12 protein-coding genes are annotated in these 14307 nt (G+C 74.2%); 5 read left to right on the top strand and 7 right to left on the bottom strand.

Going from position 1 to position 14307, the window contains the following annotated elements; translation table 11 throughout:
• Positions 1-49 precede the first annotated feature (49 nt).
• From A6A06_RS38495 to A6A06_RS38485, 3 genes are all read right to left on the bottom strand, one after another.
• Positions 50-961 carry a hypothetical protein gene (locus A6A06_RS38495; RefSeq protein ID WP_073768569.1) on the bottom strand — a complete coding sequence of 304 codons (912 nt, stop codon included), beginning with the start codon at positions 959-961 and terminating at the stop codon, positions 50-52.
• A 393-nt stretch (positions 962-1354) separates the two neighbouring features.
• The gene (locus tag A6A06_RS38490; RefSeq protein ID WP_073768567.1) at positions 1355-2575 is read right to left on the bottom strand and encodes an acetyl-CoA C-acetyltransferase; all 1221 of its coding nucleotides are present in this window, start codon (positions 2573-2575) and stop codon (positions 1355-1357) included.
• A 330-nt stretch (positions 2576-2905) separates the two neighbouring features.
• Positions 2906-3931: an SGNH/GDSL hydrolase family protein gene (locus tag A6A06_RS38485; protein ID WP_079194656.1), complete on the bottom strand. Its 1026-nt coding sequence runs from the start codon at positions 3929-3931 to the stop codon at positions 2906-2908.
• A gap of 297 nt (positions 3932-4228) precedes the next feature.
• Between A6A06_RS38485 and A6A06_RS38480 the strand changes: the two genes are divergently transcribed.
• Positions 4229-5620 carry a cystathionine beta-synthase gene (locus A6A06_RS38480; protein ID WP_073768563.1) on the top strand — a complete coding sequence of 464 codons (1392 nt, stop codon included), beginning with the start codon at positions 4229-4231 and terminating at the stop codon, positions 5618-5620.
• A 330-nt stretch (positions 5621-5950) separates the two neighbouring features.
• Here A6A06_RS38480 and A6A06_RS38475 read toward each other — a convergent pair whose 3' ends face one another.
• The 4 genes from A6A06_RS38475 to A6A06_RS38460 form a co-directional block, all read right to left on the bottom strand.
• Complete coding sequence (locus A6A06_RS38475; RefSeq protein ID WP_073768561.1) at positions 5951-6367, bottom strand: hypothetical protein; 417 nt, start codon at positions 6365-6367, stop codon at positions 5951-5953.
• Between the two features lie 10 nt (positions 6368-6377).
• A complete protein-coding gene (locus tag A6A06_RS38470; protein ID WP_073768559.1) occupies positions 6378-7820 on the bottom strand; it encodes a purine-cytosine permease family protein in 1443 nt (480 codons plus the stop codon).
• Between the two features lie 237 nt (positions 7821-8057).
• On the bottom strand, positions 8058-8717 hold the full coding sequence (locus A6A06_RS38465; protein ID WP_079194643.1) for a cysteine dioxygenase: 660 nt from the start codon (positions 8715-8717) through the stop codon (positions 8058-8060).
• A gap of 11 nt (positions 8718-8728) precedes the next feature.
• The gene (locus A6A06_RS38460) at positions 8729-9619 is read right to left on the bottom strand and encodes an amidohydrolase family protein (protein ID WP_073768557.1); all 891 of its coding nucleotides are present in this window, start codon (positions 9617-9619) and stop codon (positions 8729-8731) included.
• A 181-nt stretch (positions 9620-9800) separates the two neighbouring features.
• On the opposite strand from A6A06_RS38460, the gene A6A06_RS38455 reads away from it, so the two are divergent.
• From A6A06_RS38455 to A6A06_RS38440, 4 genes are all read left to right on the top strand, one after another.
• Positions 9801-10817, top strand: coding sequence for a LacI family DNA-binding transcriptional regulator (locus tag A6A06_RS38455; protein WP_073768555.1), 1017 nt, complete (start codon positions 9801-9803; stop codon positions 10815-10817).
• A 127-nt stretch (positions 10818-10944) separates the two neighbouring features.
• Positions 10945-12534 (top strand): aromatic amino acid ammonia-lyase, encoded by a 1590-nt coding sequence (locus tag A6A06_RS38450; RefSeq protein WP_079194642.1) that lies wholly within the window; start codon positions 10945-10947, stop codon positions 12532-12534.
• Between the two features lie 142 nt (positions 12535-12676).
• A complete protein-coding gene (locus A6A06_RS38445) occupies positions 12677-13588 on the top strand; it encodes a MurR/RpiR family transcriptional regulator (protein WP_073768553.1) in 912 nt (303 codons plus the stop codon).
• A gap of 127 nt (positions 13589-13715) precedes the next feature.
• Positions 13716-14300, top strand: a complete 585-nt coding sequence (locus A6A06_RS38440; RefSeq protein ID WP_073768551.1) for a hypothetical protein — start codon at positions 13716-13718, stop codon at positions 14298-14300.
• The last annotated feature ends 7 nt before the right edge of the window (positions 14301-14307 follow it).

Genomic DNA, 14307 nt, shown 5'->3' with positions numbered 1-14307 from the left:
GTGTACCGGCTGTTTCCGAGGCCCCCGGCTGCTTCCGGGCGGGGGCTCCTCAGAGGGACGCGATGACGCGGTCCGCGAGGATGTAGACGCTGTCGGAGGCGGCCGGGCCCCAGGAGAACGTCAGGGCGTAGGCGCCGGAGATGCCGGAGCCGCCCAGGAGGACGGGTGTGCTGCCGTCGCGCAGGGCCGCGACGACGCGCTCGGCGGTCTCGCGGTGGCCGGGCGTCATGCAGATCGTGGTGCCGTCGGTGAAGACGTACACGTCCAGGGTGCCGAGGGGGCCGGGGCGGACGTCCGCGAGCGGGGTGCGGTCGCGGGCCAGCTCCTCCAGGCGGCTGACGGTGCGCTCGTGGTCCCCGACGGCGGGCGACGGGGTGAAGTCCGGGTGCGAGGGGTGCCGTCGGCGCGCGGCGGCCAGCTCGGCCGACTCGGCCTCCTCGGCGGCCTCGCTCTCCAGCGCCTCCACCGGCTCCAGGGCGCCCGGCCCGTCGGTGGCGTGCAGCGCGTCCGGGCCGAGCAGCGGCTCCAGCCCGGCCAGGTCCGACTGCCGGGGCAGGAAGTACGTGTCGTCGAGGCGCTCGTGCGGGTCGAGGTGGTCGGCGCCGCCGTCCACCGGGCCCAGCAGGGAGGGAGCGTCGGCGGCGTCCCGGGCCTCCTGGGCGGCCCAGAAGGCGCGGGCCTCGGCCAGTTCGCGCTCGCGCTCCTCGGCCAGGGCGTCGGCCACGGCGGCCCGTATGTCGGCGAGGGCGTGCGCGGCGTCCGGGGTGGTGCGGGCGGCGGGGATGCTCGCGGCGGCGGTCCGCGCGCGGGCCTCGGTGCGGGCGTCGGCGTGCGCGGCGAGGAGTTCGGCGCGCAGCGCCGTGACCTGGCGGCGCAGCGCGTGGGCGGTGTGCAGGGCGGCCGCTCCCAGGGCCACGGCGACGGCCGCGGCCAGCAGCAGGGCAAGAGTGATGGCGCTCACTGACGTACTCCCATTAGCAGAATGTCCCCCGACTTCCTACATCAGGCTGCCGGTCGTCGGCGACCGGGCCCAGTGCCCCAGGTCCTTGAAAGGACAGGGATTTGGGCCTCGTGCGTTCGGGTGATGCGGCGCTGACCTGCAAAGACATGGCCTTGAGCGGCGTTTGGTCACAATCGTGGGGGGATTTGATCGCGATCTTGTCAACCAGTGATCCAGCTCACCGACGGTCGCTCTGTGTACGCCAGTTGGGACGCAGGGTGTGGATGTGGCGCCTATGGGGGACAGGCGGACACGCACGGTCGCGAGAGCGGGCCGCGCCCGCCGCCCGGCGGACCGTCCGCACCCGCCGGGCGGGCGCCGTCCGCCGTGGACGGCGCCGGCCCGGTCACGGGGTCAGCTCAGGCGCTCGATGACCATCGCCATGCCCTGGCCGCCGCCCACGCACATCGTCTCCAGGCCGAACTGCTTGTCGTGCCACTGGAGGGAGTTGATCAGGGTGGTGGTGATACGGGCGCCGGTCATCCCGAAGGGGTGGCCGACGGCGATGGCGCCGCCGTTGACGTTCAGCCGGTCCAGGTCGACGCCGAGGTCGCGGTACGAGGGGATCACCTGGGCGGCGAACGCCTCGTTGATCTCGACCAGGTCGATGTCGGAGATCCCCAGGCCCGCACGCGACAGGGCCTGCTTGGACGCCTCGACCGGGCCGAGCCCCATGATCTCCGGCGACAGGCCGCTGACGCCGGTGGAGACGATCCGGGCGAGCGGCGTCAGGCCCAGCTCGCGGGCCTTGGTGTCGGACATGACGACGAGGGCCGCGGCGCCGTCGTTGAGCGGGCAGCAGTTGCCGGCCGTCACCAGGCCGTCGGGGCGGAAGACCGGCTTGAGGCCCTGTACGCCTTCGAGGGTGACGCCCGCGCGCGGGCCGTCGTCCTTGGCCACCACCGTGCCGTCGGGGGTGGTCACCGGCGTGATCTCGCGCTCCCAGAAGCCGTTCTGGATCGCCTGCTCGGCGAGGTTCTGGGACCGTACGCCGAACTCGTCCATGTCCTGGCGGGTGACGCCCTTGGCGCGGGCCAGGTTCTCGGCGGTCTGCCCCATCGCGATGTACGGGTCGGGCAGCAGGCCGTCCTCGCGCGGGTCGTGCCAGTCCGCGCCCTCCTGCTCGGCCCGGCCGGCGGTACGCGCCTCCGCGTCGGCGAACAGCGGGTTGTGGGTCTCGGGCAGGCCGTCCGACGTGCCCTTCACGGAGCGCGAGACGGCCTCGACGCCGGCCGAGATGAAGACGTCGCCCTCGCCCGCCTTGATGGCGTGCAGCGCCATCCGGGTCGTCTGGAGGGAGGACGAGCAGTAACGGGTGACCGTACAGCCGGGGAGGTGGTCCATGCCCATCTGTACGGCGACGATCCGGCCCAGGTTGTGGCCCTGCTCGCCACCGGGCAGGCCGCAGCCGAGCATCAGGTCGTCGATGTCCCGCGGGTCCAGGGCGGGGACCTTGGCGAGCGCGGCCTGGATGATCCCGGCGGTCAGGTCGTCCGGGCGCACGTCCTTCAGGGAACCCTTGAAGGCGCGGCCGATCGGGGTGCGGGCGGCAGAAACGATCACGGCTTCGGGCATGACGGCTCCAGAGGAAGGACGGCAGGGCTGAGGGGGAAGTTACCCGGCCGTAGGGCGGAGGTCACGCGGTGGGCGTTGTGATGCGGGACTCTTTTCTAAGCGGGTGCTTATCGCTGCGCTCGGCTGCTGCGAAGGGGGTTGCGTGGTCGGTGTGCGTCCGCGGGCACGCTGCGCCTGCGGCGGGCGTCCTCAAGCTCCCCAGCTACCGCTGAGAGGTGCCCCCAGGCGGGCTTGTTTTCGCTTCGCTCGTCCTCAAACTCCCCCGGCTACCGCTGGGAGGCGCCCCCGGACGGGTTTGTTCTGACGGCGCTCGACCTGCCCCCGGCTCAGCTACCGCTGGGAAGCGCCCCCGGGCGGAATCGTCTCCTCTGCGGTTTCCGTCGGGTCCGGTGTGGGGATCTGGCGCCGCCTGCGGTGTTTCAGGAGGGCCCAGGGGGCGCGGGTGGCGGTGACTTCGGTGCCGCCCTCGTCCGCGGCCTGTGCGGCGGCCTCGGCGACCGGGAGGATGCCCTCGCGGCGGTGCGGCTCCGGGTGTTCCGCTTCGGGCCACAGGCCGAGCGCGGCGCAGAGGGTGGGCAGTACGGCCATCGCGGCGGTGGCGTAGCCCTCGGCGGAGGGGTGGTAGTTGTCGGGGCCGAACAGTTCCCGGGGGTGCGCCTCGAACTCGGGGCCCAGCAGGGCGCCGAGCGAGACCGTACGGCCGCCGTGCGCCACCACCCCTATGGTCTGCGCGGCGGCGAGCTGCCGGGACAGGCGGCGCGCCACCCAGCGCAGCGGCTGGTAGACGGGTTCGATGGTGCCCAGGTCGGGGCAGGTGCCGACGACCACGGCGCAGCCCGCCTCGCGCAGCCGGCGGACCGCGTCGGTCAGCAGGCGCACCGAGCGGGCCGGTGGCATCCGGTGGGTGACGTCGTTGGCGCCGATCATGATGACGGCGACGTCGGGGGTCGGGCCCGGCTGTTCCAGGGCGCGCGTGACCTGCCGTTCGAGGTCGTCGGACTGGGCGCCGGGCAGTGCCACGTTGTGCAGGTCGACGGGCAGCTCCGCGACGGCGGCGAGGCCGGAGGCGAGCAGCGCGCCCGGTGTCTGGCGGGGGCGGTGGACGCCCTGGCCGGCGGCCGTGGAGTCGCCGAGGAAGCTCAGGCGCAGCGGCGGCCGGTCGGTGCGGTGGGCGAAGGCGGAGCCGTAGCGGCCGTCCGCGCTGGGCGGTACGGCGCTGGAGCCGCCGACCGTACGGCGGGCGAGTCGGACCTCGGTCAGCAGCAGGCCGACGCCGGCCACGCCGAGCAGACCGATCCCGCCACCGCCCACCGCTGCGGCGGCGGCGATCCGCCGTGCCACTCTCGCCCTGGACATCGTCATCGGCATAGGCCGGGCACCTCCCCGTGCAGTGCGTGCGGAAATGTGTACGGAACTGTGTGCGAAATGTGGTGTGGAGTGGCGGGCGGATGGAGTCGGGCCGGGTCCGGAGTCGGTGGCGGAGCCGGGTCGCAGGGCCTCGGACGGGACGTCGTGGCGGCGGTCGCGAGAAGCGCCACATGAAGGTGGTGCCCCGTCGGGCGGGCCGCGCAACGCGCGAAGACTCCATGAGGGGCGGGCAATAGGCTGGTCGGATGGGCGCAGGACAGCGCGCCCCCGACAGCGGAGACCACCGTGCAGTTTTACGAATCCATGATCGAGCTCGTCGGCAACACCCCGCTGGTGAAGCTCAGGAACGTCACCAGGGGGATCCAGGCGACCGTTCTGGTGAAGGTCGAGTACTTCAACCCGGGCGGGTCCGTGAAGGACCGGATCGCCGTACGGATGATCGAGGCCGCCGAGAAGTCCGGCGAGCTGAAGCCGGGCGGCACCATCGTCGAGCCGACCTCGGGAAACACCGGGGTGGGCCTGGCGATCGTGGCCCAGCAGAAGGGCTACAAGTGCATCTTCGTCTGCCCGGACAAGGTGTCGACCGACAAGATCAACGTACTGCGGGCGTACGGCGCCGAGGTCGTGGTCTGCCCGACCGCGGTGGACCCCGAGCACCCGGACTCGTACTACAACGTCTCGGACCGGCTGGTCCGTGAGACGCCGGGCGCCTGGAAGCCGGACCAGTACAGCAACCCGAACAACCCGCGTTCGCACTACGAGACGACCGGTCCCGAGCTGTGGGAACAGACCGAGGGAAAGATCACTCATTTCGTCGCGGGCGTCGGCACCGGCGGCACCATCAGCGGCACCGGCCGGTACCTGAAGGAGGCCGGCGAGGGCCGGGTCAAGGTCATCGGCGCCGACCCGGAGGGCTCGGTCTACAGCGGCGGCTCGGGCCGGCCGTACCTGATCGAGGGCGTCGGTGAGGACTTCTGGCCGAGCGCCTACGACCGTACGGTCGCGGACGAGATCGTGCCGGTCTCGGACAAGGACGCCTTCCAGATGACCCGGCGCCTGGCCAAGGAGGAGGGCCTGCTCGTCGGCGGCTCCTGCGGCATGGCGGTCGTGGCGGGCCTGGAGGTCGCCGAGCGGCTCGGCCCGGACGACGTGGTCGTCGTCCTGCTGCCGGACAGCGGGCGCGGGTACCTCAGCAAGATCTTCAACGACGAGTGGATGGCGGACTACGGCTTCCTGGAGGACGCCGGTCCGGCGGCGCGGGTCGGCGACGTGCTGCGGCACAAGGAGGGCGCGCTGCCCTCGCTGGTCCACATGCACCCGGAGGAGACGGTCGGCGAGGCCATCGAGGTGCTGCGCGAGTACGGCGTCTCGCAGATGCCGATCGTCAAGCCGGGCGCCGGGCACCCGGACGTGATGGCGGCGGAGGTCGTCGGCTCGGTCGTGGAGCGTGAGCTGCTCGACGCGCTGTTCGCCCAGCGCGCGTCGCTGGCGGACCCGCTGGAGAAGCACATGTGCCCGCCGCTGCCGCAGGTCGGCTCGGGCGAGCCGGTCGGTGACCTGATGGCCGTCCTGGAGAAGGCGGACGCGGCGATCGTGCTCGTCGAGGGCAAGCCGAAGGGCGTGGTGAGCCGACAGGACCTGCTCGCCTTCCTGGCCCGCGAGGCCAAGCAGGCGTAGGGGGCACCAGGGAGGCCCGTGCCGTACGGTTCGCTGCGCCGAGGACAGCCGGCGTCAAGTGTCCGTCAGGAAACGGGCGGTCGCCGCAAGGTGTACGTATGCGTCACGTGCCCGCAGCACGGGCTTAACACTGGTCCGGCACAGTGGTGACGGTGGCGATACGGACCTCCGGAGCGGCTCCCGGACCTTCCGCAGATCGCCCGGACGCGACGGCCGGCCACGAGCCGGTCCGCGTCCCCCGCGGGGACCGCCGTCGTCCCGCCCCCGGCCCCGGCCGGGGTGCGGCGGTCCCCGCGCACCGGGCCTCCCCGCGCCCGCGCGCCGGTCCGCTCAGTCCCACCCGTCCCCCTCCGGCGTGCGCTCCCCGTGCGTACGCCGGAAGAAGCCGGACGCGTGCACCACGTTGACGCCGACGATCCCGGCCCAGCTGACGAGCAGTCCGACCAGGCCGGCGTTGACCGCGCCGATCGCGGACAGCGGTATCGCCAGGACCAGGGAGACGCTGGCGAAGCCGTAGCGCTCGCCGAAGCCGCCTCCGGGGGCGGGCCGCCGGCGGGGCGGCTGCGCGCCGCGCGCGACCTGCATCTGCTGCTCGGCGAACTGCCGGCGCACCCGCTGGTCGACGGTTTTGTCGAGCTTCTCCAGGAAGGACTCGACCAGCTCCGACTCGTACTCCGGCCCCAGTTCCTTGCGGGTCTGCAGGGTCGCGTCGAGTTCTTTCTTCAGCTCAGGGTCAAAGGCAGCCATACTGCCGAGATTACGGGCGGGAAGCGGCCCGCGCGGTAGGGCTGTCCCCCGTATTCGCGGGGGAGGAACCCGTGCCCGGTACGGCGGCGGGCGGGATGCGGCCGGTGTCGCGGCGGGTGACGGTCCAGTACAGGGCGGCGGGTACGGCCAGGCCGACGAGCCAGGAGATGTCGGCGCCGCCGAGCGGGGACACCAGCGGGCCGGTGTAGAAGTGGGTGGCCAGGAAGGGGAACTGGGCCAGCACCCCGGCCGCGTACACCGCCAGCGCCCTGCCGTTCCAGGCGCCGTAGCGGCCCGCCGGGTCGCTGAGCGCCGGGATGTCGTACCGCTCCTTGGAGATCAGGTAGTAGTCGACGAGGTTGATCGCCGACCACGGGGTGAAGAAGGTCAGCAGGAACAGCAGGAAGTCCTTGAACGAGGTGAGGAAGGAGTCCTTGCCGAGCAGGGCGACGGCGGTGCCCGCGAGCATGATGCCGGTGATGTAGGCGGCCCGGCCGCGGGGTGTGAGGGTGTTCCGGGTGCGGAAGCCGCTGACGCCGGTGACCAGCGACATGAAGCCGCCGTAGGTGTTCAGGACGTTGATGGTCAGCTTGCCGAGGGCGATGACGAAGTACAGCGCCGAGGCGATCAGGCCGGTGCCGCCCAGGGAGACGACGTAGGAGACCTCGTGGCCGACGAACGCGGCGGGGGCCGCGGCGGCGGCGAGCGCGCCGAAGGTCATCGACCACTGCGAGCCGAGGACCGAGCCGGACAGGGTCCACCAGAAGGTGGCGCGGGTGGAGGTGTGCCGGGGGAGGTAGCGGGAGTAGTCGGCGACATACGGGCCGAACGCCAGCTGCCAGGAGGCGGACAGGGAGACGGCGAGGAGGAAGAGGGGGAAGGAGAAGGACCGGTCGTGCAGCAGTACGGCCAGGTCGACGCGCTCCAGCAGGCGGGCGCCGAGGTAGAGGAAGGTCAGCGCGCACACGATGCTCGCGACCCGGCCCAGGACGTGGATGAGCCGGTAGCCGACGGCGGCGGCGACGGCGGTGATCGCGGCGAAGACGACGATGCCCGTCGCGTCGCCCAGGTGCGTCAGCTGGCCGACCGCCTGCCCGGCCAGCACCGTGCCGCTGGCGAAGAAGCCGATGTACATGACGATGACCAGCGCCAGCGGCACCGCCGCGCCGCGGACCCCGAACTGGGCCCGCGAGGAGATCATCTGCGGCAGGCCGAGGCGCGGTCCCTGGGCGGAGTGCAGGGCCATGACCGCGCCGCCGAGGAGGTTGCCGAGCAGCAGGCCGATCAGGGACCAGAAGGCGTTGGCGCCGAAGACGACGGCCAGGGCACCGGTGACGACGGCGGTGATCTGCAGGTTCGCGCCGAGCCAGAGGGTGAACTGGCTGACGGGCCTGCCGTGGCGTTCGTCGTCCGGGACGACGTCGATCGAGCGCTGTTCCACCACTGCCGCCATCGGCTGGCCCTCTTCCGCACCTCGGCTGTATGAATTCATGCAGGATCGATGCGAGTGAATGGAAAAATCAATACCCCGGACCGGAAAAGGTGGAACGAGGGCTTCCGGACACGGCCGCGGGCGAGGCTCACGGCCCGGCCCGGGACGCGGCCCCGGAGGCGGCCCCGGAGGCGGCCCCGCAGGTGCCCCCGGACGTGGTCCCGGGGCGCCCCCGGACGCGGCCGTGCCGGGCCCCGCTCAGGTGGCGGCGGGCTCCAGGGGGCGCAGCTCGTCCGCGTACGAGACGGACAGCCGGCGCATCAGGCCGTCCTCGGTGATGGCGTACTGCCCCAGCCGCCACAGCGGCGGCGAGTAGGCGTGCAGGGAGACCGCGTCGTCGGTGGCGCCGGTGAGGCGGTGGATGTGGTCCGGGCCGAAGCAGAAGGAGGCGCCGGAGTGGACGTCGGTGGCCAGGTGCGCGCCGCCGATGCGCGGGTTGGCCTCGGTCAGCACGCCCTGGACGACGCGTACCGCACCGGACGAGAGGTCGTGGTCGTGCCAGCCGGTGTCGTTCTGCCGGGTCCAGCACAGCAGCCAGATGTCGACATAGGTGTCGCGGTGGAGGGAGGCGTAGTGCCGCTCGGCGTCGGAGAAGGCGACCTCGCCGCGCCAGAGGCCGGGTGTGCGGGCCAGCCGGTCGACGAGCGCGCGCAGTTCGCGCTTGCCGAGGTTGCGGGCGGGGAGGCCGGCGAAGGGTTCGGGGACGCCGGGCGGTGCGGGTGCCGTAGGGGCCGCGGGGGCCGGTAATTCCGGTGGTGCGGACCATGCCGGTGGTTTCGATGGTGTGGACGATGCCGGTGCCGCCGATGGTGCGGGCGATGCCGGTGCTGCCGGTGGTGCGGATGCTTCCGGGGTCATGTGCGGGCTCCTTACGCCGGGCCGAGGAGGCGGGCGGGGTTGGCGGTGCGCAGGGCGTGTACGGCCGCTGCGCCCAGGTCGGGCAGGTCCGGGGCGGCGTACGGGCGGTCGCTGCCGCTGACGACGGCGTCGATGCCGACGGCGCGGACGACCGCGTCCACGGCGCGGGTGCCGTAGGAGGAGGTCTCGTAGTAGACGGCGGGGTCGACGCGCCCGCGGTCCCGGCCGCCGCGCGCGGCCAGCCGTTCGCCGTGCAGCGGGGCGAGGCCCGCGAGCGCGGCGAAGCAGACGCGCAGGCCCGGGTGGCGGGGGCGGCCGAAGGCGCGGAACGCGAACCAGGAGGCGTGCAGCTGCTGGAGGTACGGGACCAGGGCGGGCCACCACGCGGGGCCGCCGGACGGGGCCGGCGCCGCGGCTCCGGGGTGGACGAACAGGGGTTTCCCGTGGCGCGCGGCGACGTCGGCGAGCGGGGCGCAGCGGGCCCAGCCCGCGGCGTCGAGCAGGGCGGTGGCGGGGAGTTGGAGACCGGCGCAGCCGCGGCGCAGCAGGTCTTCGACGAGCCGCGGGCCGGGGCCGGTGAGACAGGGGGAGGCCCAGACGCCGAAGGGGGCGGGCAGGGCGAGGGCGCCGTCGTGGAAGGCGTCGAGGAGCGGGGCGGCCTCGGCGGGCGGCAGGTACTCGATGCCGAGGGGGCTGGAGAGGGAGATCAGGGCCCGGTCGAGCCCGTCGGCGCGGGCCAGTCCGGTGCGGGCGGTGAGGTCGTGGTCGGCGGGACCGACGGCGTACGCAGGCTCGCCGGGCAGGTGCAGCGTCCAGCCGTCCAGGCGGGGCGGTGCGCCGCGGGCGCGCAGCAGATCGGCGAACAGCGGTGGCCAGAAGTGCTGATGGACGTCGGTGGGCACGGGATTCCTCCCGTGGATCGAGCGCGGATCGAAGAGGTTAACCGCTTCAGTTATGCGATTAAGTGAAGCGATTAACTCCGGTGGCTGTCAAGGGAACCGCGGGGGCGGGCATGCGTGCGCGACAGCGGACGCGGCCTCGTGCACGCGGGGCGCGGCGGGGGCCCTTGGGTAGGCTTCCGCCATGGCCAGGCCCCGTAAGCGCACCACCCTCCGCGAGGTGGCCGAGGCCACCGGGCTCTCCACCGCCGCCGTCTCCTACGCGCTGCGCGGCACGCACGTCTCCAAGGAGACCGAGGAACGGGTGCGCAAGGCCGCCGCCGAACTCGGCTACGAGGCGGACCCGATCGCCCGCGCCCTGGCCAGCGGCCGTACGAGCATGGTCGGTGTGCTGGCCGGGGACCTCCAGGACCTGTGGCAGCAGCAGCTGATGGCGGCGATAGGGCGGGAACTGCTCGCGGGCGACCGCTACGCCCTCATCCTCGACGCGGGCGGCGACCCGCAACGCGAACTCGCCCTGGCCAAGCAGCTGCGCGACCAGCGCGTGGACGGCCTGCTGGTCTCGCCGGTCGACCCCTCGGCGGCGGGCTGGGCGCAGATCGCCGAGGCGGTGCCGGTGGTGTCCATCGGCGACTCGCTGCGCCGCGCCCGTACGGCGGGCGAGGTGCTGTTCGACAACCGCGCCGGGATCGACGCCGTACTGGAGTACCTGACCGGCCTGGGCCACCGCCGCGTCACGGTCCTGACCCCGACCGGGCCCTCCACCCCGGACCGGCCCGCCGACGTGTACGTACGGGAAGCGGCGGGCCGCCTCGGCATCGCCGCCGAAGTGCTGCCGTGCGCCCAGGAACTGGGCGAGGCGACGGCGGTCGCCCGCAGCGTGCTGTGCGACGGCGAGGCGGGCCGGACCCGCTCGACGGCGGTGTTCTGCTTCTCCGACTCGATCGCGTACGGGGTCTACGCGGCGGCGGCCGAGGCGTCGCTGACGGTCGGCCGGGACGTCTCGGTCGTCGGCTTCGACGACCATCCCGTCTCCCAGGTGCTCACCCCGCCCCTGACGACGCTGGACTGGGGCCTCGCCGGCATCGCCAGGGAGGCGGCGCGGCTGGCCGTCGCGGCGATCGAGGGGCGGCGCGTACGGCGCAAGCGGATGCTGTGCGCGCCGCGGCTGAGCGAGCGGGGGTCGGCGGTACGGGCGTGAGGCCGCGGGGCGGGGCGTGTCCTGCCCCGGCCGGACCGTCGCGGGCCTGCCTCTTGCTCGACTGTATATCGTCATGCAGAGTCATCAGTGGGTGAATAGAGGCTGTCTGGGAAGGGAGCCGCGCACCATGCCGTCCCGGACTCTGGACCAGGGCACGAAGCCTGCCGGTACGCCCGCCGCCGACACGAAGCCCGCCCGCACGCCCGCCGACACGTCGCCCGCCGGTACGCCCGCCCCCGCGCCGCCCGCCCGGCCCGCCGCCACGGTCGTGCTCGACGGACGCGGGCTCGGCGTACCCGGGATCGTCGCCCTCGCGGACGGTACGGCCCGCCCCGCAGCCCTCGGCCCCGAAGACCTCGCCCACGCCGAGGAGTCCTGGAAGACCGCCCGCCGCCTCGCCGCCACCGGCCGTGTCTACGGCCGCAGCACCGGCGTCGGCGCCAACCGCACGGAGGACGTGACCGCCGCCGACGACGGGCACGGCCTGCGCCTGCTGCGCAGCCACGCCGGGGCGATCGGTGACCCGCTGCCCGCCCGCGAGGTGCGCGCCATGCTCGCCGTGCGCGCCAACCAGCTGCTGGCGGGCGGCGCGGGGCTGCGTCCCGCGGTGATCACCGCGCTGGTCCGGGCGCTGGAGACCGGCGCGTACCCCGTCGTCAACGAGTACGGGGCGGTCGGCACCGGAGACCTGGCCGCGCTCGCGCAGACCGGCCTGGCGCTCGCCGGTGAGCACCCCTGGGTGACACCGGGCGGCGCCCCGGCGCCCGCGCCCCTCGCCCTGGACGGCAACGACGCGCTCGCCCTCATCAGCAGCAACGCGCTCACCCTCGGACAGGCCGCGCTCGCCCTGGACGGCCTGCGGCGCCTGCTGGCCGCCGCGCTGCCGGTCGCCGCGCTCTCCCTGCTCGCGGTCGGCGGCTCCTGCGAGCCGTTCGCCGAGCCGGTCGTGCTGGCCCGCCCGCACCCCGGATCGGCCGCGGTCGCGGCCCGGATGCGGGAGCTGACCGGGGCCGCGGCCCGGCCCGCGCCGCCGCTGGGCCGCATCCAGGACCCGTACGGCTTCCGCTGCATCCCGCAGATCCACGGCCCGGCGCTGGACGCCGCCGACGCCCTCGACCGGGTCCTGGCCGTCGAGGTCAACGCCGCGGCCGAGAACCCGCTCATCAGCGTGGCGGACCAGGCGGCCTATCACCACGGCAACTTCTACGCCGCCCACCCGGCCCTCGCCCTGGACGGCTTCCGGCTCGCCGTGCTCCAGACCGCGCTGCTGTCCACGGCCCGCCTCGCCGCCCTCTCCGAGCCGGACCTCACCCGGCTGCGCCCCTTCCTCGGCGACCACGCGCCGGCCAGCTCCGGCGTGATGATCCTCGAATACGCGGCCGGGGCCGCCCTCGGCGAGCTGCGGGCCGCCTCGCAGCCCGCGTCCCTCGGGCACGCGGTGCTCTCCCGCGGCGTGGAGGAACTGGCCAGCTTCGCGTCGCTCGGCGCACGCCAGACACTGCGTGCCCGCGTCGCGTACCGGCGGGTGCTCGCCTGCGAACTCGTGGCGGCCGTACGGGCGTTGCGGATGCGCTCGCTGGAGCCCGCGCCGGACGTACCGGCGGCGCGCGCCTTCGCCCTGGCCGCCGGGGCGCTCGACCCGCGGATGGCGGACCGGCCGCTGACGGAGGACGTGGGGGTGGCGGAGGACCTGCTGGACGGGCCGGCCGCGCTGTGAAGCGGGAAGAAAGGGACGGGGAGCGCGCCCCGATTACGTACAGTCGGGCGGCGGGACGGACGCACGCGGTGCGCCGCCCCGCACGGGCAGGAACGACACGAAGGCCGGGAGCACGGCCGGGAACAACGGCCGGGAGGCAGCGATGAACGGGGACGGCGGCGAGGACCGCGGCGGCACGGCGGCGGACGCGAACGCGGCGGAGGCGTCCGGACCCGGCGCCGCCACCGGCACCGCGGCACGCCTCCAGAAGCTCTTCGAGGGGCACCGCCTCACCCCGACCCAGCGGCGCATCGCGCACTGCATGGTGCGCCGGGCCGGTGACGCGCCCTTCCTCTCCAGCGTCGAACTCGCCGAACTGGCCGGGGTCAGCCAGCCGTCCGTGACCCGCTTCGCGGTCGCGCTCGGCTTCGACGGCTACCCGGCGCTGCGCAAGCACCTGCGCGAGGTCGCGCCCGCCCCGGCGGCGCGCGGCACCGGGACGTACAACGAGTACCAGCAGGCCGTACAGGCCGAGATCGACAACCTGCGCCACCTCGCGGCGGTGCTGGCCGACCCGGGTCCGGTGGTCCGGGCCGGCCGGCTCTTCGCGGCCTCCCGGCCCCTGCCGGTCCTCGGCCTGCGCGCCGCGACCGCGCAGGCCGCGGGCTTCGCGTACTTCGCCCGCAAGGTCCACCCGGACGTCCGGCTGCTCGACGAGGGCGGCACGATGCTCACCGACCGCATCGACGCGGCGCAGCAGGCGGGCGCGAGCACCCTGCTGTGTTTCGCGCTGCCGCGCCACCCGCGCGAGGTCGTCGACGCCCTGGAGTACGCGCGGGCCGTCGGCCTGACCGTCGTGACCGTCGCGGACAGCGCCTTCGCGCCGGTCGCCCGCCACACCGACCTGCTGCTGCCCGCCGCGGTCGGCACCGGCCTCGCCTTCGACACGGCCTGCGCGCCGATGCTGCTCGGCCGGGTCCTGCTGGAGGCGATGTGCGACGCGCTGCCGGACGCGCAGGCGCGGCTGGAGGAGTTCGACGCGAAGGCGGCGGAGCGGGGCCTGTTCGTGGAGTGAGCCGCCGGGCCCCCTCCCGGCCCGCCCTCCTCCGCCGCTGCGGCCTCACGGAATTCTCAGACGGGCTGGCTACCATCCGCCGCCGTGACGTGGATCCGTAGCCGGATCGTCGGACGAGGAGGTTGTCGTGGGTCGCGGGGCTGTTGCGCTGGCGCGGGTGGCGGTGCTGGTACGGGCGCCGGCCGGGTGGCTGTGGTGGCCGGGGGTGCTGGCCGCCGGGGCCGGTGTGCTGGTGCCCGCACCGGCCGGGCGGCGGATCGGGGTGTACGCCGGTGCGGCGCTGTTCATCATCGCGGCGTACGCGGTCTTCGCGGTGCGCCGCAAGCGGTACGCGCACCTGGCGAAGGCGGCGTCGCGGGCCGGGAAGTCGGCCGTCCTCCAGGACCGCGCCGTGACGCTGCGGGCCTGGCGCCGCGCCCACCGCTGGTGGCTGCTCGTGGCGTTCCCGGCCGCGCTCGGCTCCTCGTTCGTGCTGCCCGCGGCCGGCGGGATGCTGCTGGCGGGGGCGGGTCTCGGACTGTGGGCCAAGGCGCTGTGGCTGGGCCGCTGGGAGCGGGACCACGACGTGCTGCTGTGGGTCCGTACGGAGGCGGCCGTACGCGGCGGGCCCGCGGGCCGGGACGTACGCGGTTACCTGACGACCGGCGTCGCGGCCAAGGACGCGCGCCCGGGAGGGGCGAAGGCGGCCCGGCCGAAGGCCGCGAGGGGCTGACGGCCGG

The sequence above is a fragment of the Streptomyces sp. CB02923 genome (assembly GCF_001905005.1).
In the GTDB taxonomy this organism is placed as follows: domain Bacteria; phylum Actinomycetota; class Actinomycetes; order Streptomycetales; family Streptomycetaceae; genus Streptomyces.
Note: the sequence above shows the minus strand (reverse complement) of the source record. Positions and strands in the feature narration are given on the sequence as shown.

What these genes read in the sequence shown, in the direction of transcription:
- A6A06_RS38490 (WP_073768567.1), bottom strand. Translation starts at nt 2,575, where the DNA reads ATGCCCGAAGCCGTGATCGTTTCTGCCGCCCGCACCCCGATCGGCCGC.
- A6A06_RS38485 (WP_079194656.1), bottom strand. Translation starts at nt 3,931, where the DNA reads ATGTCCAGGGCGAGAGTGGCACGGCGGATCGCCGCCGCCGCAGCGGTG.
- A6A06_RS38475 (WP_073768561.1), bottom strand. Translation starts at nt 6,367, where the DNA reads ATGGCTGCCTTTGACCCTGAGCTGAAGAAAGAACTCGACGCGACCCTG.
- A6A06_RS38470 (WP_073768559.1), bottom strand. Translation starts at nt 7,820, where the DNA reads ATGGCGGCAGTGGTGGAACAGCGCTCGATCGACGTCGTCCCGGACGAC.
- A6A06_RS38465 (WP_079194643.1), bottom strand. Translation starts at nt 8,717, where the DNA reads ATGACCCCGGAAGCATCCGCACCACCGGCAGCACCGGCATCGCCCGCA.
- A6A06_RS38455 (WP_073768555.1), top strand. Translation starts at nt 9,801, where the DNA reads ATGGCCAGGCCCCGTAAGCGCACCACCCTCCGCGAGGTGGCCGAGGCC.
- A6A06_RS38450 (WP_079194642.1), top strand. Translation starts at nt 10,945, where the DNA reads ATGCCGTCCCGGACTCTGGACCAGGGCACGAAGCCTGCCGGTACGCCC.
- A6A06_RS38445 (WP_073768553.1), top strand. Translation starts at nt 12,677, where the DNA reads ATGAACGGGGACGGCGGCGAGGACCGCGGCGGCACGGCGGCGGACGCG.